This window comes from Variovorax sp. ISS6, assembly GCF_056523145.1.
Genome location: NZ_JAWRZC010000001.1, coordinates 4,428,672 through 4,453,833, shown reverse-complemented (window position 1 = coordinate 4,453,833; position 25,162 = coordinate 4,428,672). Strand labels below are relative to the sequence as shown.

At 69.8% G+C, this 25,162-nt stretch carries 20 protein-coding genes; 15 read left to right on the top strand and 5 right to left on the bottom strand.

What is annotated here, in order from left to right; translation table 11 throughout:
- Positions 1–9 precede the first annotated feature (9 nt).
- From AC1HIL_RS20725 to AC1HIL_RS20705, 5 genes are all read left to right on the top strand, one after another.
- On the top strand, positions 10–807 hold the full coding sequence (locus tag AC1HIL_RS20725) for an SDR family oxidoreductase (RefSeq protein WP_057596408.1): 798 nt from the start codon (positions 10–12) through the stop codon (positions 805–807).
- 4 nt (positions 808–811) lie between these two features.
- Positions 812–1,273, top strand: coding sequence for a PaaI family thioesterase (locus AC1HIL_RS20720; protein ID WP_261205662.1), 462 nt, complete (start codon positions 812–814; stop codon positions 1,271–1,273).
- Positions 1,274–1,367: 94 nt separating this feature from the next.
- Positions 1,368–2,384 carry an NADP-dependent oxidoreductase gene (locus tag AC1HIL_RS20715; protein ID WP_296739985.1) on the top strand — a complete coding sequence of 339 codons (1,017 nt, stop codon included), beginning with the start codon at positions 1,368–1,370 and terminating at the stop codon, positions 2,382–2,384.
- 26 nt (positions 2,385–2,410) lie between these two features.
- On the top strand, positions 2,411–4,060 hold the full coding sequence (locus AC1HIL_RS20710) for an isovaleryl-CoA dehydrogenase (protein ID WP_479669910.1): 1,650 nt from the start codon (positions 2,411–2,413) through the stop codon (positions 4,058–4,060).
- A 36-nt stretch (positions 4,061–4,096) separates the two neighbouring features.
- Entirely contained in the window at positions 4,097–5,035 is a 939-nt protein-coding gene (locus AC1HIL_RS20705; protein WP_261205665.1) for a glutathione S-transferase family protein, read from the top strand.
- Between the two features lie 40 nt (positions 5,036–5,075).
- On the opposite strand, the gene AC1HIL_RS20700 is transcribed toward AC1HIL_RS20705, so the two are convergent.
- Complete coding sequence (locus tag AC1HIL_RS20700; protein ID WP_479669909.1) at positions 5,076–7,853, bottom strand: ExeM/NucH family extracellular endonuclease; 2,778 nt, start codon at positions 7,851–7,853, stop codon at positions 5,076–5,078.
- A 204-nt stretch (positions 7,854–8,057) separates the two neighbouring features.
- On the opposite strand from AC1HIL_RS20700, the gene AC1HIL_RS20695 reads away from it, so the two are divergent.
- On the top strand, positions 8,058–8,963 hold the full coding sequence (locus AC1HIL_RS20695) for an SDR family oxidoreductase (RefSeq protein ID WP_057594811.1): 906 nt from the start codon (positions 8,058–8,060) through the stop codon (positions 8,961–8,963).
- Positions 8,964–9,096: 133 nt separating this feature from the next.
- Here AC1HIL_RS20695 and AC1HIL_RS20690 read toward each other — a convergent pair whose 3' ends face one another.
- On the bottom strand, positions 9,097–9,576 hold the full coding sequence (locus tag AC1HIL_RS20690) for an anthrone oxygenase family protein (protein WP_296736906.1): 480 nt from the start codon (positions 9,574–9,576) through the stop codon (positions 9,097–9,099).
- Positions 9,573–10,439: an NAD(P)H-binding protein gene (locus tag AC1HIL_RS20685; RefSeq protein ID WP_082321992.1), complete on the bottom strand. Its 867-nt coding sequence runs from the start codon at positions 10,437–10,439 to the stop codon at positions 9,573–9,575. Before AC1HIL_RS20685 ends, AC1HIL_RS20690 begins: the two co-directional genes overlap by 4 nt.
- 95 nt (positions 10,440–10,534) lie before the next feature.
- Between AC1HIL_RS20685 and AC1HIL_RS20680 the strand changes: the two genes are divergently transcribed.
- Complete coding sequence (locus AC1HIL_RS20680) at positions 10,535–11,167, top strand: TetR/AcrR family transcriptional regulator (RefSeq protein ID WP_479669908.1); 633 nt, start codon at positions 10,535–10,537, stop codon at positions 11,165–11,167.
- On the opposite strand, the gene AC1HIL_RS20675 is transcribed toward AC1HIL_RS20680, so the two are convergent.
- Positions 11,168–12,109, bottom strand: a complete 942-nt coding sequence (locus AC1HIL_RS20675; RefSeq protein WP_479669907.1) for a LysR substrate-binding domain-containing protein — start codon at positions 12,107–12,109, stop codon at positions 11,168–11,170.
- A gap of 127 nt (positions 12,110–12,236) precedes the next feature.
- Here AC1HIL_RS20675 and AC1HIL_RS20670 point away from each other — a divergent pair, with 127 nt between their 5' ends.
- From AC1HIL_RS20670 to AC1HIL_RS20635, 8 genes are all read left to right on the top strand, one after another.
- Positions 12,237–12,947, top strand: coding sequence for an FMN-dependent NADH-azoreductase (locus tag AC1HIL_RS20670; protein WP_261205671.1), 711 nt, complete (start codon positions 12,237–12,239; stop codon positions 12,945–12,947).
- Between the two features lie 165 nt (positions 12,948–13,112).
- Positions 13,113–15,926, top strand: a complete 2,814-nt coding sequence (locus AC1HIL_RS20665; protein ID WP_261205672.1) for a sensor domain-containing diguanylate cyclase — start codon at positions 13,113–13,115, stop codon at positions 15,924–15,926.
- Positions 15,927–16,154: 228 nt separating this feature from the next.
- Positions 16,155–17,591: an MFS transporter gene (locus tag AC1HIL_RS20660; protein ID WP_479672428.1), complete on the top strand. Its 1,437-nt coding sequence runs from the start codon at positions 16,155–16,157 to the stop codon at positions 17,589–17,591.
- 263 nt (positions 17,592–17,854) lie between these two features.
- Positions 17,855–20,308, top strand: coding sequence for an alkaline phosphatase family protein (locus AC1HIL_RS20655; protein WP_479669906.1), 2,454 nt, complete (start codon positions 17,855–17,857; stop codon positions 20,306–20,308).
- A 178-nt stretch (positions 20,309–20,486) separates the two neighbouring features.
- On the top strand, positions 20,487–21,887 hold the full coding sequence (locus tag AC1HIL_RS20650; RefSeq protein WP_479669905.1) for a cytochrome-c peroxidase: 1,401 nt from the start codon (positions 20,487–20,489) through the stop codon (positions 21,885–21,887).
- 11 nt (positions 21,888–21,898) lie between these two features.
- Complete coding sequence (locus AC1HIL_RS20645; protein ID WP_296736919.1) at positions 21,899–22,516, top strand: hypothetical protein; 618 nt, start codon at positions 21,899–21,901, stop codon at positions 22,514–22,516.
- Positions 22,517–22,554: 38 nt separating this feature from the next.
- Positions 22,555–23,208, top strand: a complete 654-nt coding sequence (locus AC1HIL_RS20640) for a hypothetical protein (RefSeq protein ID WP_296736921.1) — start codon at positions 22,555–22,557, stop codon at positions 23,206–23,208.
- Between the two features lie 14 nt (positions 23,209–23,222).
- Complete coding sequence (locus AC1HIL_RS20635) at positions 23,223–24,119, top strand: 2OG-Fe(II) oxygenase (protein ID WP_479669904.1); 897 nt, start codon at positions 23,223–23,225, stop codon at positions 24,117–24,119.
- On the opposite strand, the gene AC1HIL_RS20630 is transcribed toward AC1HIL_RS20635, so the two are convergent.
- Entirely contained in the window at positions 24,103–25,152 is a 1,050-nt protein-coding gene (locus AC1HIL_RS20630) for an aldo/keto reductase (RefSeq protein WP_413763494.1), read from the bottom strand. The two genes, AC1HIL_RS20635 and AC1HIL_RS20630, sit on opposite strands and share 17 nt — an antisense overlap.
- Between the last annotated feature and the right edge of the window lie 10 nt (positions 25,153–25,162).

Genomic DNA, 25,162 nt, shown 5'->3' with positions numbered 1-25,162 from the left:
GACATCCCCATGACCACCCGCACCACCCAGCAATTGTTCGACCTGCGCGGCAAGACCGCGCTCATCACCGGCGGCTCGCGCGGCCTGGGCCTGCAGATGGCCCATGCGCTCGGCGAGGCCGGCGCGAAGATCATGCTGAGCTCGCGCAAGGCCGAGGACCTCGAGCAGGCCGCGGCCGAGCTGCAGGCCGCCGGCATCGACGCGCGCTGGATCGCCGCCGACTGCGCGAAGGAAGAGGACACCCGCCGCCTGGCCGAGGAGACCCTGCAGCGCCTGGGCGCGATCGACATCCTCGTGAACAACGCCGGCGCGAGCTGGGGCGCGCCGGCCGAAAGCCATCCGGTCGAGGCCTGGGACAAGGTGATGAACCTCAACGTGCGCGGCTATTTCATCCTGTCGCAGCACGTGGCCAACCAGTACATGATCCCGAAGAAGAGCGGCCGCATCATCAACATCGCCTCGATCGCGGGCCTCAACGGCAACCCGCCCGAGATGCAGACCCTGGCCTACAACACCTCCAAGACCGCGGTGATCGGCTTCACGCGCACGCTGGCGGCCGAATGGGGCAAGTACAACATCACCGTCAACGCGATCTGCCCGGGCTTCTTCATGACCAAGATGGCGGCCGGCCTGATCAAGTCGCTGGGCGAGGAGAAGATGGCCGCGCAGGCGCCGCTGGGCCGCCTGGGCGACGACGAAGACTTGAAGGGCCTGACGCTGCTGTACGCGAGCGATGCCGGCAAGCACATCACCGGCCAGTGGCTGGCGGTCGACGGCGGCGTGAGCGTGGTCCTGGGCGCGGCCTGAAGCAATGACCCAAGACTCCGACGACATCAACATCCGCTCGTACACGAGCCAGATCCCGTTCGCGCGCCACCTGGGCTTCGAGCTCGTGAAGTTCGAGAACGGCGAATCCGAGATCCGCTACACGGCCAAGCCCGAGCATCTCAACACCTTCGACGTGACGCACGGCGGCGCCTGCATGACCTTGCTCGACATCGCCATGGCCGCGGCCGCGCGCAGCGTGACGCCCGAGACCGGCGTGGTCACGATCGAGATGAAGACCAGCTTCATGCAGCCCTCGGTCGGCCCGCTGCGCGCACGCGGCACGCTGATCCACCGCACCGCCACGCTGGCCTTCACCGAGGCCAGGATCTACGACGAGCAGGAGCGCGTGTGCGCCCATGCCACCGGCACCTTCAAGTACGTGAAGCGCCGGCTGCCGACCGGCCCGGCGAGCGCCAACGCGATGCGCCCGCCGTCGACCGACTGACGGCGAACAGTCCAAGGGCGGCGGACCCCGTTTCGCCGCCCGCAGTCCGAAGGCGCCTCGCGCGCTGCCATCCAGCTTTCCAGGAGACACGACCATGCCGACCAACAAGCAGCAGATCCTCGACAACCGCCCCGAGGGCGAAGCCGTCGCGAGCAACTTCAGGCTCGTGACCGCGCAAACCCCGGCGCTCCAGGACAACCAGGTGCTGGTGCGCCACCACTACATGAGCCTCGACCCCTACATGCGCGGGCGCATGAACGACGCCAAGAGCTACGCCCAGCCGCAGCCGCTGGGCCAGGTGATGCAGGGCGGCACCGTGGGCGAGGTGGTCGAGAGCAAGCACCCGAAGTACGCCGTGGGCGACAAGGTGGTGGGCTTCGGCGGCTGGCAGGAATACAGCGTGGTCGATGCCTCGCAGCCCGGCGCGCTCAAGAAGGTGGACACCACCCACGTGCCGCTGTCGCACTACCTGGGCGCGGTCGGCATGCCGGGCGTGACCGCCTGGTACGGCCTGGTCAAGATCATCGCGCCCAAGGCCGGCGAGACCGTGGTCATCACGGCCGCCAGCGGTGCCGTGGGCAGCGCCTTCGGCGCGCTGGCCAAGGCGCGCGGCTGCCGCGTGGTGGGCATCGCGGGCGGCCCGGACAAGTGCAAGTACGTGACCGACGAACTGGGCTTCGATGCGTGCATCGACTACCGCCAGCATCCCGACGTCAAGACCATGAGCGCGGCGCTCAAGGAAGCCTGCCCGAACGGCATCGACGGCTACTTCGAGAACGTCGGCGGCTACATCTTCGACGCCGTGCTGCTGCGCACCAACGCCTTCGCGCGCGTGGCGCTGTGCGGCATGATCGCGGGCTACGACGGCCAGCCGCTGCCGCTCGCGAATCCCGCGCTGATCCTGATCAACCGGCTCAAGGTCGAGGGCTTCATCGTCAGCGAGCACATGGAGGTGTGGCCCGAGGCGCTGTCCGAGCTCGGCGCGCTGGTGGGCAGCGGCAAGCTCAAGCCGCGCGAGTCGATCGCGCAGGGCATCGAGGCCGCGCCCGAGGCCTTCCTGGGGCTGCTCAAGGGCCGCAACTTCGGCAAGCAGCTCGTCAAGCTGATCTGAGAGAAGAGAACGCGAGGGAGCCGGCCATGGACGCGACCCACGAGGTATTCAACCAGCCGGCGCCACTGGCCGGCTACAACCTCTTCGACACCCACCGGCCCCTGCGCGATGCGTTGAATTTCAATGCGCCGCAGTTGCCGACGGAGTCGCTGCGGCAACTGGGCGAAACGCTCGGTTCGGCCGAGATGCAGACGCATGCGCGGCTGGCCAACGTGCACACGCCCGAGCTGCACACGCACGACCGCTTCGGGCGGCGCATCGACGAGGTCGAGTTCCATCCGAGCTACCACCTGCTGATGACCGCGGCGGTGGGCGCCGGCCTGCACGGCACGCCATGGCGCGCCGAACCCGGCGCGGCCGCGTCGCCCCATGTGCTGCGCGCCGCGGGCTTCATGCTCTTCACCGAGCTCGAGCCCTCGATGCTGTGCCCGATCTCGATGACCTACGCGGCCACGCCCGCGCTGCGCGACAACGCGGCCGTGCATGCGGACTGGGGCGCGAAGCTCGGCAGCCTCGTGTACGACCCCGCGCTCAGGCCGGTGGCCGACAAGGCCGGCGTGACCATGGGCATGGGCATGACCGAGAAGCAGGGCGGCTCCGATGTGCGGGCCAACACCACGAAGGCGGTGCGCGCCGGCAGCGACGGCTGGGGCGAGCGCTACGAGATCACGGGCCACAAGTGGTTCTTCTCCGCGCCGATGTGCGATGCCTTCCTGGTGCTGGCGCAGGCGCCGGCCGGGCTCAGCTGCTTCTTCCTGCCGCGCGTGCTGCCCGACGGCACGCGCAACGCGATCCGCATCCAGCGCCTGAAGGACAAGCTCGGCAACAAGGCCAATGCCAGTTCCGAGGTCGAGTTCCATGGCGCCAGCGCCTGGCTGGTGGGCGAGGAGGGCCGCGGCATTCCGCAGATCCTCGAGATGGGCACGATGACGCGGCTCGATTGCGCGCTTGGCACCAGCGGGCTGATGCGCCAGGCCCTCGCGCTGGCTCTGAACCACACGGCGCAGCGCAGCGCCTTCGGCAAGCCGCTGATCGCGCAGCCGCTGATGCAGAACGTGCTGGCCGACATGGCGCTCGAGAGCGAGGCCGCCACCGCGCTCGCGATCCGCCTCGCGCGCGCCTTCGACCGGCCCGCCGACGAGCACGAGCGACTGATGGCGCGCCTGCTGACGCCGGTCGCCAAGTTCTGGATCTGCAAGCGCGGCAGCCTGCTGGGCCAGGAAGCGATGGAATGCCTGGGCGGCAACGGCTACGTGGAGGAGGGCGGCGAGGGCGTGATGGCGCGCGTCTACCGCGAGATGCCGCTCAACTCGATCTGGGAAGGCGCGGGCAACATCATGGCGCTGGACCTGCTGCGCGGCCTGCGCAAGGGCGACGCGGTGGCGGCGCTGGCGCACGAACTGGCGCCCGCGCGCGGCCAGCATGCGGCGCTCGACCGCCTGGCCGACGCGCTGCCCGCGCGCATCGAGGCGATGGCCTCCGAGGTCGAGGCGCGTCGTCTGGCACAGGACGTGGCGCTGGCCGTGCAGGCTTCGCTGCTCGCGCAGACCGCGCCGCCGGCGGTGGTGGGCGCGTTCTGCGCCTCGCGCCTGGGCGGCGACTGGGGCCATGCCTTCGGCACGCTGGGCGCGGGCACCGATTTCGATGCGATCGTGCGGCGCGCGCAGCCGGTCTAGAAGAACACTGTCTCCCTCTCACAAGGAAAAACCACGATGGCCGATCTGATCCTGCACCACTACGCCACCTCTCCCTTCTCGGAGAAGGTGCGCCTGATCCTCGGCGCCAAGCAGCTGCCGTGGAAGTCGGTCTTCATCCCGCCGATCATGCCCAAGCCCGACGTGGAGGTGCTCACGGGCGGCTACCGCAAGACGCCGTTCCTGCAGATCGGCGCCGACATGTACTGCGACAGCGCGCTGATCGCCGACGTGCTCGAGCACCTGCAGCCCGCGCCCACGCTCTACCCCGAGCCCGAGAAGGGCATGTCGCGCATCCTCGCGCAGTGGGCCGACACCACGCTGTTCTGGGCCGCGATGGCCTGGAACCTGCAGCCCAAGGGCGCGGCCGAGGTGTTCGCCAAGGCGCCGCCCGAGGCCGCCAAGGCCTTCGGCGAGGACCGCGCGAAGATGAGCGCCGGCAACATGACGCGGCTGCGTCCGGCCGACGCCACCAGCGCCTACAAGTCGTACCTGCGCCGGCTGTCCGACATGCTCGACGACAAGCCCTTCCTGCTCGGCGAGGTGCCCTGCATCGCCGACTTCTCGGCCTACCACCCGCTGTGGTACACGCGCCGCATCGAGGCGGTCAAGGGCATCCTCGACCTCACGCCCGCGGTGGTCGACTGGATGAACCGCATGGCGGCCATCGGCCATGGCACGCCCGAGAAGTTCGGCGCGGAGGAAGCGATCGCCGTGGCCAAGGCCGCGACGCCGCATTCGCTGCTGACCGACAGCACCTTCCAGGACGACCACGGCATTCCGCTGGGCAGCGCCGTCACCTTGCGCGCCGAGAGCTTCGGGCTCGAGGAAACGCCGGGCATCCTGGTGGCGGCCACGCGCACCCACTACACGCTGGAGCGCAACGGCGAACGCACGGGCCGGGTGCACGTGCACTTCCCGCGCATCGGCTACGTGCTGAAGAAAGCCGAGGGCTGAAAAACCGCCGGGCCGTCGATCGCCGGCCCGGCGCTCCCGCTCAGTTCACCGTGTGCGAGCCCAGGCCGTCCGAGGTGTTGATCGGGAAGCTGTCCCACTGCTCCGCCGGATCGAAGGGCAGCAGGGGATTGCGGTCGCCGGCCTTGACGGTGGGCTTGCGGCGCAGCGTCTGGTCCAGCGTGCTCACGCTGCCGCTCTTCCATTCGGTGCCGGGGTCCACGCCGACCTGGCCGATGCGGTCGATGACCGTGCCCGACTTCTCGATCGTCAGCGCATCGTCGCCGTTGTAGTTGACCACGCTGCTGACGATCGAACCCGCTGGCTTGAAGGGCGTGGTGGCGCCGCTGTTCGAGAGCACCAGCGTCGCCCCCGGTGCCAGCGTGCCGCTGAGCACCTGCGTGTTGGTCGCGGTGCTCGCGCCGTTCGAGTACAGCTTGACGGTGTAGAGGCTCAGGTCCAGCGTCGCCGCGGTCGGGTTGTAGAGCTCGATCGCCTTGTTGTTCGAGCTGCCTTCGATGTATTCGCTGAAGAACAGGTCGGGTGGGCCGGGCGGAACCACCACGATCTTGCTGACAGCGACGGTTCCGGAGCGCGTGGCGGTCTGGCCCGCCGAGTTGGTCAGCGTGATCACCACGTCGAAGCTGCCCGCGGCCGCATAGGTATGCGTCACCGTGCCGGCGCCCGGCGCGGTCGTCGCGGCACTGCCATCGCCCCAGTCGACCGAGAGCGAAGTCAGGGTGGCGCTGCCGCCGGGCAGGGCCTCGGTGATCGTCACGCCGTAGCTTTCGCCGGCCCGGGCGGTCGCTGGGATGGTGCCGCCGAGGATCGGCAGCGTCACGGCCGTGTCGGCCGCGAGGTTCAGGCCCACCAGCACCGGGTCGTGGTCCGAGGCGCGGTACGGCGTGGGCGCGTAGCGGTCGTCGGTCGTGAAGTCGGTGTTGTAGTCGAGCGCGGTCGGCTCGTCGGCGTTGATGTGCCACACGCCCACGCCCGCGACCTGCGTGGCGAGCGAGCCCGAGGCATAGGCATGGTCGAGCGCGCCGGTCTCGCCGCCGAACACGTAGGTGTAGCGGTCGTTGGCGGGCATGCGCTTGAGCAGGCTCTCGTTGCCGGCCGACTCGAGCACCTTGGTCGGGTCCTCGAGCAGGTAGCTGTTGAAGTCGCCCATCATCAGCACGTCGGCCTCGCCCTGCGCCTTGAGCTTGGCGACGAAGCTGTTGAGCGCCGTCGCCTGTTTCGTGCGCGCGAGGTTGAAGCAGCCCTGGCCCAGGTCGATGTCGCCGGTGCTCGGGCAGCTGCCCTTGCTCTTCAGGTGGTTGACCACGAACCAGAAGCCGCCGTGGTTGCCCACCGCGCTGAAGCGCTGCGCCAGCGGCGGCCGGCCGCTGGGCGCGACGTAGTCCGCGAGGTCGGTGCCGGTGGGGAACACCAGGCCGCCGACGCGCTGCACCTTGGCGGGCTTGTAGAGGATGTCGACCTTGATCGCGTCGGTGCCGAAGCTGCCGCTGCGCACCGAGGCGTAGGTGCCCGCGCCCAGCTTCGCGTTGAGCGCGGCCACGAGGTTGTCGGTCGCCACGTCGGTGTTCTGGATCTCCATCAGGCCGATCACGTCGGCATCGAGGCCCGCGATCGCGGCCACGATCTTGGCCTGCTGGCGATCGAACTCGGCGCGGTTGTTGGCGCCGCGGCAGTTGCCCGCGCTCGGTGCCTCGCTGCCGAGCGTGCAGCCCTGGCCGGTCTGGCCCGCGGCGTTCTCGCCGTTCTGGAAGGTGGTGAAGTAGTTCAGCACGTTCAGGCTCGCCGCCTTCAGCGTGCCGCCGACCGCGGGCGCGGTGGCCGGGCGCGGGTTGGCCTGCGCGAAGCTGGTCGCCTCGGTCGGCTGGATCCGGTAGGCCGCGAAGTTGTGGCTCAGGATGCCCGTGACCTTCTGCGTGGTGTCGCCCATGCGGCGCGTGCCGTCGGTGCCCGCGGCGCTCAGGTAGGGGATGGGGTTCGGGTTCTGGCGCGACGAGCCGTCGTCGAGCACGATGCGCGCGAGCAGGTTCTGCTCGTGCGTGGCGGCCGCGTTGCCGTTGGTGGGGTTGAACTGACGCCCGTTGAGCGACAGCACCAGCTGGCCGTAGCGGCCCAGCTCGAACAGCTCCGACACGGCCAGCGGTTGCGCGATCTCGACCAGCATGCCTTCATAGCGCTCGAGCGTGGATTCGTCGGCCACCGGCAGCGTGATCGGGGTCGGCGCGATCGCGAGGCCCGAGCCGCAGATGGAAATGGCCACGGGCTTGTCGCTCGTGCCCGCGATCTGCGTGATGCTGTCGGGCTTGGCGTTGGCGCCCGCGGTCTGGCCGAACTCGGTGACCGTGCCCGAGACCTGCACGTAGTCGCCGACCGCCACGCGCGTCGCATTGGCCGGCGCGTAGACGAAGAGGCCTTCGGAGGTCAGCGGATCGGCATCGGGCACCAGCGACTGCACGAAGAAGCCGTTGAGCCTGGTGTCGCCGGTGCCGGTGGCCTGGAAGTCGCCGACCACCACGCCGCGCACGGTCACGCCCTGGTCCGCCATCGGGCTCAGGTGGCCCGTGCCCTGCACGGCGGGAATGGCCGCGAGCGGCGCGTCGGCCGGCACGGCGGCCGCGCAGGTGGGCGGCGGGGGGGGCGGCGGCGGTTGCACCGCGGGCGGCGCGGTACCGGAGGAGGGCGGGGGAACGAAGGGGAAGACACCCCCGCCGCCGCCACCGCCGCCGCAGGCGCTCAGCGCGACGACTGCCGCGAGTACCAAAGTTCTGAGTTGCCAGGTCGGCCTCGGCGCTGCATGGATCATGGAAATTTTCTGGATGGAATGAAGGACCGGCGAGCGGGCTGCGGCGGTTTATAGGCAGCTTGTATGTAGCTTCGGAGACACCCTTCGGCGCTGTCGGCCCATGCGTAAACCAAAGGCTTCGCGATGCGTCGCCCGAACGACAGCCGCGTGCGCGCCGACGCGCTCTAATGCTCGGCGCAGAGCCATTCCAAAGGAACATATCCAATGATTCAGGACTTCAAGGGCAAGACCGCCGTGCTCACCGGCGCGGGCTCGGGCTTCGGACTCGAATGCGCGCGCATCGGCGCGGCGCGCGGCATGAACCTCGTGCTGGTCGACGTGCAGCAGGACGCACTCGACAAGGCGAAGGCCGAGATGGAAGCGGCCGGCGCGCAGGTGCTGGCGCGCAAGGTCGACGTGTCGGACGCGGCGCAGATGGAAGCGCTGGCCGCCGCCGTCAAGGAGCGCTTCGGCGCGCCGCACTTCGTCTTCAACAACGCCGGCGTGGGCGCGGGCGGCCTGGTGTGGGAGAACACGGTGGCCGACTGGGACTGGGTGCTCGGCGTCGACCTCTGGGGCGTGATCCACGGCGTGCGCCTGTTCGTGCCGATGATGCTCGAGGCCGCCGCGAAGGACCCCTCGTACCGCGGCCACGTGACCAACACCGCGAGCATGGCCGGCCTGCTGACGCCGCCGAACATGGGCATCTACAACGCGGCCAAGGCCGCGGTCGTGAGCCTCACCGAGACCATGTATCAGGACCTGAACCTGGTCACCGACCAGATCGGCGCCAGCCTGCTGTGCCCGTACTTCGTGCCCACCGGCATCACCAGCAGCGAGCGCAACCGGCCCGATGCGCCCAAGCAGAGCGAGCTCACCAAGAGCCAGCTGATCGGCCAGGCCATGAGCAACAAGGCGGTGAGCAGCGGCAAGATCACGGCGGCCGAGGTCGCGGCCAAGGTCTTCGAGGCGATCAGCGCCAACCAGTTCTACGTGTTCAGCCACCCGAAGGCGCTGGGCAACGTGCGCAGCCGCATGGAGAACATCGTCTCGATCACCAACCCCGCCGATCCCTTCCTCGAGCGGCCCGAGATCGGCGCCAGGCTGCGCGAGCAATTGCGCGCGCCTTGAATTCGGACAGCCGAACGCAGAAGGAATACCAAGGAGCGCAGAAGTCGCAGAAGAACATCGATTTTTTGGTTGTTCCTTCTGCGACTTCTGCGAAACCTTCGCGCCCTCTGCGTTCGGTTGCCCGCTCCCGCCTTCAACCCGCGGCCTGCCGCAGCGCCACGGCCACCAGCACCGCCGACGACAGCGCGGCCGCGGCGGTGCGCACGCTGTTCCACATCGTCCAGGTCCGCAGGTAGCTGTGCCACAGCGCCTCGGTGGGCGCGGCGGCCAGCTGGTCGTTGAGCGGCACGTTGAAGGCCATGGTCACGCCGAAGCAGCCGAGCAGGTAGAGCAGGGCGCCCAGCAGCACCAGCTGCGAGTCGGCCTGCGAGATCGAGAACAGCGACCAGATCGCGAGAGCGATGCCGAGCACGGCCGCGCCCATGAACAGCGCCATGAAGCTCGGCGTGATCACCGTCACGTTGATCGCGTTCATCGCGCGCATGCCCTCGGCCGGCGGCACGCGTGCCAGCGCGGCCATGATGAAGGACGAGAACGCGTAGAACATGCCGGCGACGAGCGCGCTGGACAGCGCGCCGGCCAGCACCAGCGCGCTCAGCAGCTTGCCGCTCACGACGCGGCTCCCCAGACACCCGTGGGCGCGGTGCGCGCGAGGTACTCGGCGAAGCCGCGCGGCGGGCGGTCCAGCGCGCGCTGCACGCCGTCGGCCACCGGCGTGTTGCGGCCGTCGAGCACGGTCTTGAAGAGGTAGATCACGAGCCACGCGAGATCGGCCGGCAGGCCGGCCTGGCCCAGCGCGGCGGCGTAGTCGTCCATGGTCACGATGCGGCAGCCGATGTCGCGGCCGGCGGCCTGGCCGATGCGGCGGATCGCCTCGGGGAAGTCCAGTGCCTCGGGGCCGGTGAGTTCGTAGAGCTGGCCGCCATGGCGCCCGCCCTCGGGATCGAGCAGCGCGGCGACCGCGATCTCGGCGATGTCGTCGGCGTCGACGAAGGGCTCGGGCGCGAGGCCCTCGGGCAATGTGATCTCGCCCGCGACGATCTCCTCGAGGAAGTAGTTCTCGCTGAAGTTCTGGAAGAACCAGCTCGCGCGCACGATGGTCCAGTCGAGCGCGCTGGCGCGCAGCGCGTTCTCCGCGTCCTCGGCCTCGGGCTCGCCGCGGCCCGACAGCAGCACGGCCTTGCGCACGCCGGCCCGCGCGATCGCTTCGCAGAAGGCGCGCACGGTCTCGACCGCGCCGGGCACGCAGAGGTCGGGCTGGTAGGCGATGTAGACCGCGCGCACGCCCTCGAGCGCCGGGCCCCAGGTGGCGCGGTCGTTCCAGTCGAAGGCGGGACGGGCGCCGCGCGAGCCGGCGCGCACCGCGTGGCCGGCGGCCCGCAGCAACGCCATCACGCGCGCGCCGGTCTTGCCGTGAGCGCCCAGCACGAGGATGGGACGCGCATCGTCCCGCATCTGCACCTGATCGATTGCCATCTCGGACTCCTTCGGTTAATGTGAGGACTGCTCACGTAAAAAATGATATTCCCTCACATTTCGAGCGTCAACCGTTTTTTCGGGCCCGTTTCGCCATGAACCAGATCGCCACTGCCGCGCCCGCCGCGCGCAAGAACCCGACGCAGGAGCGCAGTAAGGCGCGGGTCGAACTGATCCTCGAATGCGCGTCCGAACTGATCGGGCGCGGCGGCAGCGACGCGCTGAAGATGAGCGAGGTGGCCGCGCGCGCCGGCATCTCGATCGGCTCGCTCTACCAGTACTTCCCCGACAAGAGCTCGCTGATCCGCGTGCTGGCCGAGCGCATCAACCTGCACAGCCGCGGCTGCATCGAGGAGGGCCTGCGCGAGGTGCACGACCTCGCGAGCCTGCGGCTGGCCTTCTCGGCGCTGGTCGACCGCTATTTCGAGATCGTCGTCGCGCGGCCCGTGATGCGCGACATCTGGAGCGGCATGCAGGCCGACAAGCAACTGCTGGGGCTGCAGATCGCCGAGAGCCGCATTGCCGGCGCGATGCTGGCCGAGGCGATGCGCAAGGTGCACGGCGACGCGGGGCGCGAGCGCATCGAGCAGTCGGCCTTCCTGATCTGGGAGCTCGGCGAGGCCACGATCCGCCTCGCGATCGGCGTGGCGAGCGAGGAGGGCGCGGCGCTGGTCGCGGCCTACAAGCGCATGGCGCTGCGCGAGATCGCCGGGCCCTTCGAGGATTGATCAACTCGCCTGCGACGCGATCCAGTCCCAGACCGCGCGCACCGCCGGCTCGTCCTCGCGCCCGTTCGCGGTCGCGAGGAAGTAGCGCCCGGTATCGAGCGCCGGCCCGAAGGGCTGGACCAGCGCGCCGCTGCGCAGCTCCTCGGCCGCGAGCGTGAGGCTCAAGAGCGCCACGCCATGGCCGCCGAGCGCGGCCAGGATCGCATGGGTCTCGTCGGAGAACGAGAGCTCGGCCTCCGGCGCTTCCTTCGCCGCCTGTTTCGCGGAGCGGCCGTGCGGCGGCGCCAATCCCGCCGCCTCGAACCAGCGCGGCCACAGCGCCGGCGCATGGGCCTGCGGCTGCCAGTCGCAATGGATCAGCCGGTGCCGCGGAAGGTCCTCCACGCGCGCCAGCCCCAGCATCGGGCTGCACAGCGGCGCGTAGCGCTCGGGCATCAGCGCGCGCGCCGCGAGGCCCGGCCAGCGGCCGCTGCCCAGGCGCACCGCGATGTCGGCCTCGCCGCGTGCGAGGTCGACCACCGTGTCGCTCGCATGCAGCCTGAGCTCGATGCCCGGGCAGGCCGCGCGGAAGGCGGCCATGCGCGGGATCACCCAGCGCGCGGCGAAGGCGGTGTTGGTGCTCAGCGTCACGGCCTGGGTGGCGGCCGGCCGGCGCAGCCGCTCGACGCCGGCCTCGAGCGCATCGAAGCCCTGGCGCAGGTCCTCGAACAGCCGCTCGCCCGCGGGCGTGAGCGCCAGTTGCCGCGTGAGGCGGCGAAACAGCGGCTGGCCCAGCGTGTCCTCGAGCGCGCGCACCTGGTGGCTGATGGCCGAGGGCGTGACCGACAGCTCGCGCGCCGCGCGCAGGAAGCTGCCATGCGCCGCCGCAGCCTCGAAGGCGCGCAGCGCCTGCAGCGGCGGCAATCGCCTGGGTGACCTGACAGATGAATCTGGCTCGTTCATTGGAGGAAAAAGGATCGTTTGTGAGACGGCGGCGAGGCCCATAGATTCTCGCTACGCCTCGGCCGATCTCCATTCTGGCATCGCGAGACGAAAGACATTAATTCACTTATCTCCAGGACCACCGACCATGTCCCTCCGACTGCTCCACATCGACACCAGCGCGCGCCCGGGCCGTTCCGGCACCGATCCCCATGGCTCCCACTCGCGCCGCCTGTCGGCCCGCTTCGTCGAGCGCTGGCAGGCCCTGCGGCCCGGCGACGCGGTCGAGCACCTCGACGTCGGCCAGCAGCCGCCGGGCTTCGTCGATGGGCGCTGGATCCATGCCGCCTTCACCGCGCCCGAGCAGCGCGAGCCCTGGATGGCCGAACGCCTGGCCGAGAGCGACCGCCTGGTCGACCAGTTGCTGGCGGCCGACCTCGTGGTGGTCGGCCTGCCCATGTACAACTTCGGCGTGCCGGCGCAGTTCAAGGCCTGGATCGACAACGTGGTGCGCGTGGGCCGCACCTTCGGCTTCGACCGCGCGCGCGGCGCCGTGCCGTACTGGCCGATGCTGCCGCCCGGCAAGCGCCTGGTGCTGCTGGGCGCGCGCGGCGACCATGGCTACGGTCCGGGCGGGCGCATCGCGCACATGAACCATGGCGAGGCGATGGTGCGCACGGCCTTCTCGTACATCGGCCTGACCGAGGTGCACGAAGCCGCGGCCGAGGGCGACGAGTTCGGCGGCGCGCTGCTGGCCGACTCGCTGGCCCGGGCCGAGGCCGAGGTCGATGCGATGGTGGATGCGCTGGCCGGGGCGGTGACGGCGCCGGCGGCCGGGCGGCCCGCCATCGCCGTTTGACGGCCGGGCGCGGCGGCTGCATCCGTTCGGGCCGCCGCCGCGTATCGGGAAGCGGAGGTGCATGACGTTTCTCACCTTCCGCTGACCGACGAACGCACCGATACTCGCCCCAGGTCGCACGAGCCGGCACGGAACCCCGGCGCGCCATTGGCCTTCATCTCATTCATGACCCCTTCGCGACCGTTCCATCGCCGTTTCGGACTCCACACCCGCGTCAGCCTCGGCGTCGCCGCCGTGGTGCTGGCCGCGACCGTCGCGATCGCGATGGTCGCGCTGCAACTGGTGCGCGGCAGCCTGCGCGCCTCGATCACCGGCGAGCAGTTCGCGCGCGTCTCCTCGATCGCGACCGGCGTCGACCAGAAATTCGGCAGCCGCCGCATCCTGCTGCAGACCTTCGTCGACAGCGTCGAGGCGCAGAACTTCCAGGACGGCCGGCCGCTGCAGGCCTTCCTCGAGCAGCACAAGTCGCTGCGCCTGGCCTTCGACAACGTGGCCTTCCTCGACCTCGAGGGCAACCTGGTCGCCAACCTCAGCAATGCCAGCCAGGTCGGCACCATCAACATCCGCGACCGCGCCTATTTCCAGCAGACGGTGCAGTCGGGGCTGGGCCTGATCTCGCGGCCCTACCGCAACCGGTTGAACGGGCTGGCGCAGGTCGCCATCACCGAGCCGGTGCTCGACGCGCAGGGCAAGGTGCGCTTCGTGGTGTCGGGCGCCCTCAACCTCAAGGACCGCAACATCCTCGGCGACCTGGCCGACGTGCGCTTCGGCAAGACCGGCTACCTGTTCATCCTCACGGCCGACGGCGTGGTGGTGGACCATCCCGACGCCGCGCTCATCCTGAACCGGCTGCCGACCGAGAACGGCGCCAACCCCGAGATCCGGCGCGCGATCGCGGGCTTCGAGGGCACCAGCGAAGGCACCGACGAGTCGGGCGTGCGGGGCCTGTTCGCGTTCCAGCGCACCGACCAGACCAACTGGATCGTCGGCGCCATGTACCCGAGCGACGAGGCCTTCGCGCGCATCGACGCGATCGAGCGCGTGGCGCTCGGCGGCGGCTTGCTGGCGGCGCTGCTCGCAGGCGCTCTCGCGCTGGGCTTCGTGCGGCGGCGCCTGACGCCGCTGGCCGCGCTGCACGGGCGCATGCAGTCGGCGCAGGATCCGGCCGCCGGCGTGCCCGAGCCGCCGGCGCGCTATGCGCAGGACGAGATCGGCGAGCTCGCGCGCAGCTTCGACCAGCTGATGGCGCAGCAGCGCGCCGGCGAACTGAGCCTGGCGCGCTCCGAGGCCCAGGTGCGCACCATCGCCGACAACATCCCGGCGCTGGTCTCGCACGTCGATGCCTCGCTGCGCTACACCTTCGTCAATGCGCACGTGAAGGCGATGCACGACGACGACGAACTGGTCGGCCGCGCGATGCCCGAGGCGCGCGGCGCGGAGGACTTCGCGGTCGTCGCGCCGTACTACGAACGCGCGCTGCGCGGCGAGACCGTGATCGTCGAGAAGGCCGGCAACCCCGCGCGCGGCGTCGGCGACCGCACCTACAAGGCGCACTACATCCCCGACCGCGACACCGAGGGCGTGGTGCGCGGCGTGTTCGCGATGACCTTCGACATCACCGACGAGGTCAATGTGCGCAAGGCCCTGACGGAGCAGGAACGCCGGCTGCGCGACGTGACCAACAGCATTCCGGCGCTGGTCGGCTACTTCGACCGCGACGAGAACTGCCTGTTCGCCAACAGCCGCGCGCGGAAGCTGGCCGATCTGTTCGACGGCCCGCTCGCGGGCGTGAGCCTGCGCTCCTCGCTCGGCGAGGCGGTGTATGCGCAGATCCGGCCGCACCTGCCCTCGGTGCTGGCCGGCAAGAACGCGCATTTCCCGGTCGATGCGCCGATCCACGGCAGCGACGGCCATTTCCAGACCCACCTGATCGCCGACATCAGCCTCGAGGGCGAGGTGCTGGGCTTCTACCTGATGGCCTTCAACATCACGGCCCTGAAGGAGGCCGAGCTGCGCGCCGCCGAGAGCGAGCTGCGGCTGCGCGCCATCACCAACAGCATGCCGGCGCTGATCACCTACATCGACCGCGAGGAGCGCATCACCTTCGCCAATGCCACCAGCCACGCATGGCTGGGCCTCGAGCCTTCGCAGGTGGAAGGCCGCCATCTCGAGGAGGTGGCGGGCCGCGAGGTCTACCTGTCGCGCCGGCCGATGCTGGCGCGCGCGCTGGCCGGCGAGAAGGTGGAGTTCGAGGCGCGCACGCAGCGCGCGGGCTACGACCGCGTCACGCAGGTGATCTACGTGCCCGACACGCGCGGCGACGGCAGCACGCACGGCATCTTCTCGCTGGCGCTCGACATCACGGCGCTCAAGCTGGTGGAGCGCCAGCTGATCGAGCTCGCGCGCATCGACACGCTGACCGGCCTGCCCAACCGCCTGGCCTTCAACGAGTTCCTGCCCGACGCCGTGCTGCGCAGCCGGCTCACCGGCCATTCGCTGGCCGTGATGTTCCTCGACATCGATCGCTTCAAGGCCATCAACGACACGCTGGGCCATGCGGTGGGCGACGCGGTGCTGGCCGAGTACGCGCGCCGGCTCAAGGCCTGCGTGCGCGCCAGCGACATGGCGGCGCGGCTGGCCGGCGACGAGTTCGTGCTGGTGATCGAGAACATCCGGCAGCGCGAATCGGTCGCGGCCGTGGCCTCGAAGATCGTGGAGCGCATCAACCGCCCGGTGTTCACGGTCGACGGCCAGCGCATCGAGGTCGCGACCAGCATCGGCATCGCCTTCCACGGCCCGGCCGAGTCGGCGGTCACGGCGGCCGAGCTGCTGGCGCGCGCCGATGCCGCGCTCTATGCCGCCAAGGCCGCGGGACGCAACCGCTACGCCTTCTTCGCGCCGGGCGAGGGCAGCCAGGGCAAGGCGGTGTTCCCGCGGTCGCAGCCGTCCTTCCTCGAGCCGCCCGAAGGCGAGGGCTGAAGCCGGGGCAGGGCGCCCGCCCACTTGCCTGATCCTGCGAAGAGTCCGAGCGGCGGACAGGGGCTCGTGATGGCTATAGCATGCAGCCCTTCGCAATCCGTGCCCGTGCCCCGTGCGCTTCCCGCGCCCCGATGTGCCCCGACGCACCGCGCCTCCAGGAAGTCCCGCGTGACACCCGAAGCTCCTCCCACCAAGACCACCCACCGCGCGCTGGTCATCGCGTCGATCATGGCGTCGATGGCCATGGTCGCGATCGAGGCGACCATCGTCTCCACCGTCATGCCGCAGATCGCCTCCGAGCTCGGCGGGCTGCATCTCTACAGCTGGGTCTTCGCCTCGTTCCTGCTCGCGCAGACCGCGATGACCGTGGTGTTCGGCAAGCTCTCCGACCTCTACGGCCGCAAGCCCGTGATGTTCGCGGGCATCGCGATCTTCCTCGTCGGTTCGCTGCTCGCGGGCTTCTCGTGGTCGATGCCGGCCATGATCTGCTTCCGGCTGATCCAGGGCATCGGTGCCGGCGCCATCCAGCCGGTGGCGCTGACCATCGTGGGCGACCTGTATCCGGTGCGCGAGCGCGGCAAGGTGCAGGGCTACCTCGCGAGCGTGTGGGCCGTGTCGGCGGTGCTCGGGCCGATGCTCGGCGCGCTGATCGTGCAGAAGCTCTCCTGGGCCTGGATCTTCTGGATCAACGTGCCGATCGGCCTCGCCGCCGCGCTGGGCTTCTGGGCCTTCCTGCACGAAGCGCCGGCCACGCGCCGCGCCTCGATCGACATCGTCGGCGCGGTGCTGTTCGCCGCCGGCATCGCGGCGCTGATGATCGCGCTCACCGAGTTCGGCATCGGCAACGACGCCTCTGCCTGGGGCTGGACCGCGGCCTTCGCGCTCACGGTGATTCTGTTCGTCTGGCAGGAGCGCCGCGCGGCCGACCCGATGGTGTCGTTTAAGCTCTGGGGCGCGCGCGTCATCGCCACCGTCAACGGCGCGGCCCTGCTCGCGGGCATGGTGCTGATCGGCATCACCACCTTCCTGCCGATGTACGTGCAGGTGGTGCTCGAGCGCTCCTCGGTCACGGCAGGCCTCACCCTGACCATGGTGATGCTGGGCTGGCCGATCGGCGCCACGCTGACCTCGCGCATCTTCCAGCGCGTGGGCCTGTGGCGCATCCTCGTGGCCGGCGCGGCCCTGATCCCGGTCGGCTGCTCGAGCTTCGTGCTGCTCGCCGCGGGCAGCACGCCGGTGCTCGCGGGCGTGGGCTCGTTCGTCATCGGCCTGGGCATGGGCCTGTTGAGCCTGAGCTCGCTGATCCTGATCCAGGAGTCGGTCGACGTCGCCCAACGCGGCAGCGCCACCGCCTCCAACGTGTTCTCGCGCAACCTCGGCAGCGCGCTGGGCGCGGCCTTCTTCGGCGCGGTCTTCAACTTCGGCCTCACGCGCGCCGACGGCCGCCTCGCCTTCACCGACGAGCAGCTGCGCCTGCTGCTGCAGGGCCCGGCCTCGCCCGCGGCCGGCGACGCGGCGCTGCGGCTCGCGCTCGGCGGCTCGCTGCATCTGACCTTCGTGATGATGCTGGTCGTGGGCCTCGCGGTGTTCGCGCTCTCGCTGTGGCTGCCGCGCGAGGCCACGCAGATGCATGCGCTCGCACGGCGCGAAGCCGCGCCGAAATAGCAGCCGCCCAGGCTTGCTGACCGCGCCCTGACCACGGGGCGCGAAATTGCAAATCCGTTGCTTCTACGGCGTGCCGCGCACGCCGTGCGCGCGCCTGCGCGCGCTGTTTCCGAAGGCGGAAGAAAGCGCTAATGCGCGCCTAAGTCTGCTGCCTTCGGACTGACATTTGGCAAAACCACCATCGACCGGTCCTTGAATCAAGGGCCGCCGGATTCGGCGAATCCGTGCGTCCGTTCGCATTCCCCAACGATCGAGAGTCGACTTTGAAAAACATCCACAAGATCAAGACCGGCCTGCTGTGCCCCGCGCTCACGGTGCTCGCAGCCTCCGTGCTGACCGCCTGCGGCGGCGGTGGCGGCAGCGGTGTCGCGTTCCTGCCGTCCGGCGACGGCAGCGGCGGCAACGCCGTCACGCTCAGCGGCGTGGTCGCCGCCAGCGGTTTCGTGCCGGGCAGCGCCTCGGGCAACCCGACGCTCAAGGCCGGTTACTACGCGAAGGCCACGGTCTTCGTCGATGCCAATGGCAACGGCGTGCTCGACAGCGGCGAAGCCTCGACCACCACCGACGCCAGCGGCAAGTTCACGCTGACCGCCACCCAGGGCGGCCAGCTCGTGGCCGACATCGGCACCTCGGCGACCAACACGGCCACCGGCGCCAAGGTCGCGAGCCACCTGATCCTGCGCGCCTCGGCCGACCAGATCGCCGACCAGGGCGCCACCAAGATCGTCATCAGCCCGCTGTCGAGCGAAGCGCAGCGCCTGGTGGAAGCCAACGGCAGCAGCTACAAGGCCGAGAAGGCCAACCTGCTCGCGCGCCTGAACGTGCCCACCTTCAACCTCGGCACGGCCGCGCTCACCGATCCGCTGGCCGACGTCAACGGCCTGAAGGGCACCGACCAGTACGCGGCCCTGTACCAGGACAACGAGCTCACCAACCGCTACACCTACGCGACGGCCAAGCTCGACCGCAAGGACATGTTCCCCGACCACCTCGCGGTGGCGGGCGGCGACCCGCGCCTCGTGGGCCTGTCGGGCGTGACCCTCAGCAACAAGGACGGCAGCAGCGTCGCGCGTTCGCAGCCGCTGCAGAAGCAGGCGCCGATCACCTTCGCGCAGGCGCAGCAGGCGGCCTTCAACGTCGAAGGCGTGCCTGCCTACGACAACATCTTCGTGATCATCGAGGAGAACAAGTCGACCGACGTGATCGTGGACAACCCGCGCGCCGTCAACATCAACTACATCCTCAAGAAGTACAACCAGCTCAGCACCTACTACTCGACCGGCAACCCGTCGGAGCCCAACTACACCGCGCTGGGCGGCGGCGACGACTTCGGCATCACCGACGACAACTGGTTCGGCTGCGGCGCCGTCGCGGGCACCCCCTACGCGGTCACCGACGTCGAGTTCAAGGCCGGCACGGCCTCGGACGGCCAGCCGCTGCCCGCGCAGGCCAAGCTGCCGCCCGCCGGCAGCGCCACCCGCGCCGGCTACAGCGCTGCCAGCGCGAGCTGCGGCGACGCGCCGACCACCGGTACCGTGCACAACATCCCCGGCGACAACCTGTTCACGCTGATGTCGAAGACCGGCCGCACGATCCGCACCTACAGCGAATCGATGAACCCGGGCCAGGACGTGCGCGCCGACAGCATCGCCGATGCGCAGGTGGCCGCCACCTACGACGCGAGCCGCCTGGGCGTGACCAACCTCGACGGCTCCACGCCCAGCCTCGTGGGCTCGAGCAACTTCGCCGTGGTGAACGGCCTCTACAAGGTCAAGCACGGCCCCTCCATCGCCTACCAGGACGCGCGCAACCTGCCCGAGTTTGTGGCCACCAACCGCACCATCTTCGGCACCCAGTACCAGGAAGCCGACTGGCTCAAGAGCTCGGCCTACGGCCTGCCCAGCGGCTGGATCTACGACCAGTTCAGCAAGGACCTGGACACCGGCGACGTGGGCAACATCAACTTCGTCGTGCCCGACCAGTGCGACGACATGCACGGCGTCGGCAGCGACACCAGCTGCGTGAGCAACAACAACGGCCAGGCCAATGGCGTGCAGCGCGCCGACATCTACCTCGGCATGGTGGTCAAGAAGATCCAGAACTCGGCGCTGTGGAAGAACCCGAACAAGCGCGTGGCGATCGTCGTGATGTACGACGAAGGCGAGGGCGGCAGCAACGGTTCGTGCTGCGGCTGGAATGCCGGCGGCCCGAATTCGAAGACCACGCCGCTGACCGTGGATGCGAGCGGCAAGGGCCTGCCGACCGCGCCGCCGCTCAACTACAGCAACGGCAACTTCGGCCACGGCAACTCGATCTTCGGGATCATCAGCAACCAGCAGGACGTGGGCGGCGCGAAGAAGCAGGTGGTGGACAGCGATGCCTACAGCCACTTCTCGTTCGTGCGCACGCTGCAGGACATGTTCCAGATCGCCGACCCGGCCGTCGATGCGAGCTACCTGAACCGCGCCAAGTACACCGAAGCCTTCATCACGGCCAACATCGCGGCACTGCCTGAGTACTCGGGCAGCGCGGACACGCACTTCGACTCGGTGCGGCCGATCAACCATGCCTACGTGATCCCGGCCGGCTACACGCAGAAGCTCTATCCGAACGACATCGTCGGCGTGCAGGACCCGGTCACCGGCAAGCTCGAAGGCCAGATCACGCCGCAGGTGGGACCCGACGCGAGCCAGGTCAACGTCTGGGCGACGAAGTAAGCCGAAGGACGATCCGCGGGGCGAGGTGGATCGCCTCGTCTCGCGGATCCGCTCCCCTCATGCCGTTCCAGGCGGGATCCGTTGCGGACCGCCTGGAATCCGGCGTTTCAGGTTTCCGAAATCCCGCAAGGCGGCCTGGCCCCTTCGCGGGATGCAACGTTGAATGATGAACTTGGCAATGGAAAAGACGGTCGCGCTCGGCATGGTGCTCGCGGCCGCGCTGTGGGCCCTGGCGGCCTGCAACAGTACCGACCCGGCGGCCGCCAAGGGCGCCGTCGCGGCGCGTCCCCAGGTGCTGAGCCTGCCGGCCCAGGTCGGCCAATTGGCCTTCTTCGACAAGCGGCTCTCGGGCGGCGGCAACATGTCGTGCGCGAGCTGCCACGACCCGCAGTACGCCTATGGTCCGCCCAACAGCATCTCGGTGCAGCTCGGTTCCGACATCGCGCAGACCGGCGCGCGCGCCGTGCCTTCGCTGCGCTACCGCGAATCGACGCCGGCCTACGACGACAACGCGCCCAACCCCGATGGCGTGACCTCCGAGTCGCCGGGCGGCGGCTTCATGTGGGACGGCCGCGCGGCCACGATGGCGGCGCAGGCCGCGCTGCCGCTGCTCAACCCGGTCGAGATGAATGCCGCCTCGAAGGAGGCGGTGGTGAAGGCGGTGCGCGAGGGCAGCTATGCGGCGCTGTTCCAGCAGGCCTTCGGCGCCCAGGTGTTCGACGACACCGACCAGGCCTTCGATGCGCTGGGCAAGGCGATCCAGGCGCTCGAGACCGAGGACCTGAGCTTCCACCCGTACAGCAGCAAGTACGACCTCTATGTCTTCAACAAGATCGGCGGCGCGCTGACGCCCGCCGAGCGGCGCGGCGAGGTGCTGTTCCACAGCAGCGGCGTCGCCAACTGCTCGGGCTGCCACTACACGGGCGCCAACTTCAACGGCAACACCGGATTGATGACCGACTTCACCTACCAGGCGCTGGCCGCGCCGCGCAACGACCGCTCGATTCCGAACAATCCCGATCCGATCCCGGCCAACGACGATCCGAAGTACTTCGACATGGGGCTGTGCGGTCCCTTCCGCACCGATCACATACCCGCCACGCCGGACACGGCGAACCCCTACTGCGGCATGTTCAAGGTGCCGGTGCTGCGCAACGTGGCGACGCGCGGCAGCTTCTTCCACAACGGCGTGTTCCATTCGATGGAGCAGGTGCTCAACTTCTACAACACGCGCGACACCCATCCCGAATACTGGTATCCGGCCGACAAGGACGGCCAGGGCGCGCCGCAAGCGAATCCGGCCTGGGCGCTGCAGCCCACCACCGTGCCGGGCGCGACGGTGCGCAAGTACAACGACCTGCCGCGCGTGCAGCAGGGCAACGTCGACGAGGAAGTGCCGCTGGGCACGGGCGAGGGCGGCGACAAGACGGCCGCCAGCGGCACCAGGCCGCGCGCACCGGGATCGGCACCGGCCATGACGGCCGAGCAGATCGCCGACCTGACCTGCTTCCTCGGCACGCTGAGCGACGGCTACCAGCCGACCGCCACGCCAGCGACTTCCGGCCGGTGCACGAAATGACGGGCCCGCGCTTGAATTCCTGGCGGCGCTTCGGCATCGCCGCGTGCCTAGCGTTGCCGATGGTCGTGCTGACCGCCTGTGGCAACGAAGAGGCGCGCTTTCCGAACCGCGACAACTTCACCGCGGCCGCCAGCGACTACCTCGCGCAGCGCGGCCATGTGTGCCTGGCCAAGTACGACTGGCCGATCACGGTGCCGGCCGGTTCGCAGGCGCCCGACGCACAGCAGATGCCGCTGCTCGAGAAGCTCGGCTTCGTGACCGGCAAGGACGTCGCGGCCGCGCGCGAATACGCGCTGACCGACACGGGGCGCCAGCACTACCTGCAGGTGCCCGTGGTGGTGCGCACCACCACGCAGACCGTCGTGCATCCGGGCGACCTCTGCGCGGCCACCCTGAGCCTCGACCGCCTGGTCGGCTGGGACCCGCCGCAGACCCGCGACGAGCGCACGACGACTTCGCTGCTCTTCACCTACCGCATCGCGCTCGATCCCTGGGCCGCCGCGCCCGAGGTGCAGCAGGCCTTCCCGCTGCTCGCGCGCGCGATCCAGCGCGAGGGAACGATGCAGATGCGCCTCGGCGTCCACCTCACGCGGCGCGGCTGGGTCGCGGACGAACTCGACCTGCACTGAGCCCCGCCTTGGCTACCCGATACCTCCACCAGAACCCCATGAATCTCCGTTCCTCGCTCCAGACCCTGACAACCCTCACGGCGATGGGCGCGCTCTGCGCGCTCGCCGCCTGCAGCGCCGGCCCCGACGCCAGCGCCCCCACCGCCGAGAACCTCGCGGCCCCGCTCGACGCCTACCTGGCCGAGCGCGGCGACATCTGCCTCGCGATGTTCGACTGGCCGATCGACCTGACCGAAGCCGAGGCCGGTTCCGGCGCGCGCCATGCGGTGCAGTTCCCGGTGATGGAGAAGCTGGGCCTGGTGCGCAGCACCATCGTCGCCGCACCCAAGAGCGCCGAGAACCCCGACGGCGCGGTCAAGCGCTTCGAGCTGACCGACGAGGGCCGCAAGTTCTACAAGCCGCATTCGCATGCCACCCGCGATGCCGAACATGCCAACGACTTCTGCGTGGCGCACCTGCAGCGCGAGAAGATCGTCGACGTGAAGCTGGCCGGCACCGACGCCAGCCATCCGATGGCCGTGGTGAGCTACACCTACCGCATCGAGCCGGCGCCGTGGATGCAGGACCCCGACGCACAGCGCGTGTTCCCGATGGTCGCGCGCATCATGAATGGCGCCAACGGCCCGCTGCAGCTGCGCCAGGGCTTCACGCGCGGCGACAAGGGCTGGGTGCCGCACCTGGGTCCCGTCTGAGCAGTGACACGGCCATGAGCACCGTCGTGCGCTTCTCCCCCGAACTGGGACGCTGGCTCCAGGGCATGCTCGATGGCGGCCAGATGCCGCAGGCGCTGGTCGCCACGATGCGCGGCAAGGGCATGAACGAACGCGCCGCGCAGGCCATCGTCGCGGCCCATGTCGATGCGCGGCAGCGCGGCGCGGCGATGCCCGACGGTGCCATCGAACTGCCGGACGCGGGCGCCGCCCGGCCCGCGATGCGGCTCGCAGCGGGCACGCGGATCCAGGCCATCGACCGCGAGATCGTCGTGCATGCGCGCGGCGAGGACCCGGTCCATGCCTCGCTGGGCAATGTGATGGATGCCGAGGAGTGCCGGGCCCTGATCGAGATGGCGCGGCCGCGCCTCGCGCCTTCCACCCTGGTCGATCCGATGAGCGGGCGCGACGTGGTCAGCGACCGGCGCGCGAGCTGGGGCATGTTCTTCCGCCTGGCCGAGAACGAGCTCGTGGCCCGCCTCGACCGCCGACTGTCGGCGCTGATGAACCTGCCGCTGGAGAACGGCGAGGGCCTGCAGTTGCTGCACTACCCGGAGGGCGCGGGCAGCGATCCGCACCACGACTACCTGGCGCCGAGCAACCTGGCCAACCGCGAATCGATCGCGCGCAGCGGCCAGCGCGTGAGCACGCTCGTGACCTACCTCAACGACGTGCCCGAGGGCGGCCAAACCGTCTTTCCGCAGCTGGGCCTGGCGATGTCGCCGATTCGCGGCAATGCCTGCTACTTCGAGTACGGCGACGACGAGGGGCGCGTCGACGCGCGCTCGCTGCACGCGAGCGCGCCTGTGACACGCGGCGAGAAATGGGTCGTGACCAAGTGGATGCGCGCGCGCCGCTTCGTGTCGGCCGGCGAGCTCAGGCCGGCGCGTTGATCGGCACCGCCACCGGGCTGCGCTCCGCGAACTGCCCGTTCCAGTACGGGTAGTACGGATAGGGCGGCGCGATCGCGCTGGCCGTGTCGAGCCGCGCCATCTGCGCGTCGCTCAGCTGCCAGCCGAGGGCGCCGAGGTTCTGCGTGAGCTGCGCCTCGTCGCGCGCGCCGATCAGCACGCTGGCCACCGTGGGCCGCTGCAGCAGCCAGTTCAGTGCGATCTGCGCATGGGTCTTGCCGGTTTCCTCGGCCACGATGTCCATCGCATCGACGACGCGGTAGAGGCGCTCGTCGTCCACCGGCGGCGCGAAGCCGGCGGTCTCGTGCAGCCGGCTGCCCGCGGGCAGCGGCTGGCCGCGCCGGATCTTGCCCGTGAGGCGGCCCCAGCCCAGCGGGCTCCAGACGATCGCGCCCACGCCCTGGTCCAGGCCCAGCGGCATCAGCTCGAACTCGTAGTCGCGCCCGACCAGCGAGTAGTAGGTCTGGTTCGCCACGTAGCGCTCGAGGCCCAGCCGGTCGGAGGCCGCGAGCGACTTCATCAGCTGCCAGCCCGAGAAGTTCGACATGCCGATGTAGCGCACCTTGCCCGACTTCACGAGCGCGTCGAGCGTGCCAAGCACCTGCTCGACCGGCGTCATCGCGTCGAAGGCGTGCAGCTGCAGGATGTCGATGTAGTCGGTGCCCAGCCGCCTGAGCGCGGCCTCGGTCGCGCCCACCAGGTGGTGGCGCGAGGCGCCGACCTGGTTCGGCCCGTCCCCCGCGCGCAGCGAGAGCTTGGTCGAGACGATGGCCTTGTCGCGCCGGCCCTTGAGCGCGGCGCCGAGGATGGTCTCGGAGGCACCGTTCGAATAGACGTCGGCGGTGTCGAACAGGTTCACGCCGGCATCGAGCGCGATGTCGACGATGCGGCGCGCGCCGTCGGTGCCGGTGTTGCCCCAGGCGCTGAACAGCGGGCCCTGCCCGCCGAAGGTGCCGGCGCCGAAACCGAGGGCGGGCACCTTGAAGCCCGAGCGACCGAGAAAGCGTTGTTCCATGAGAGTTCTC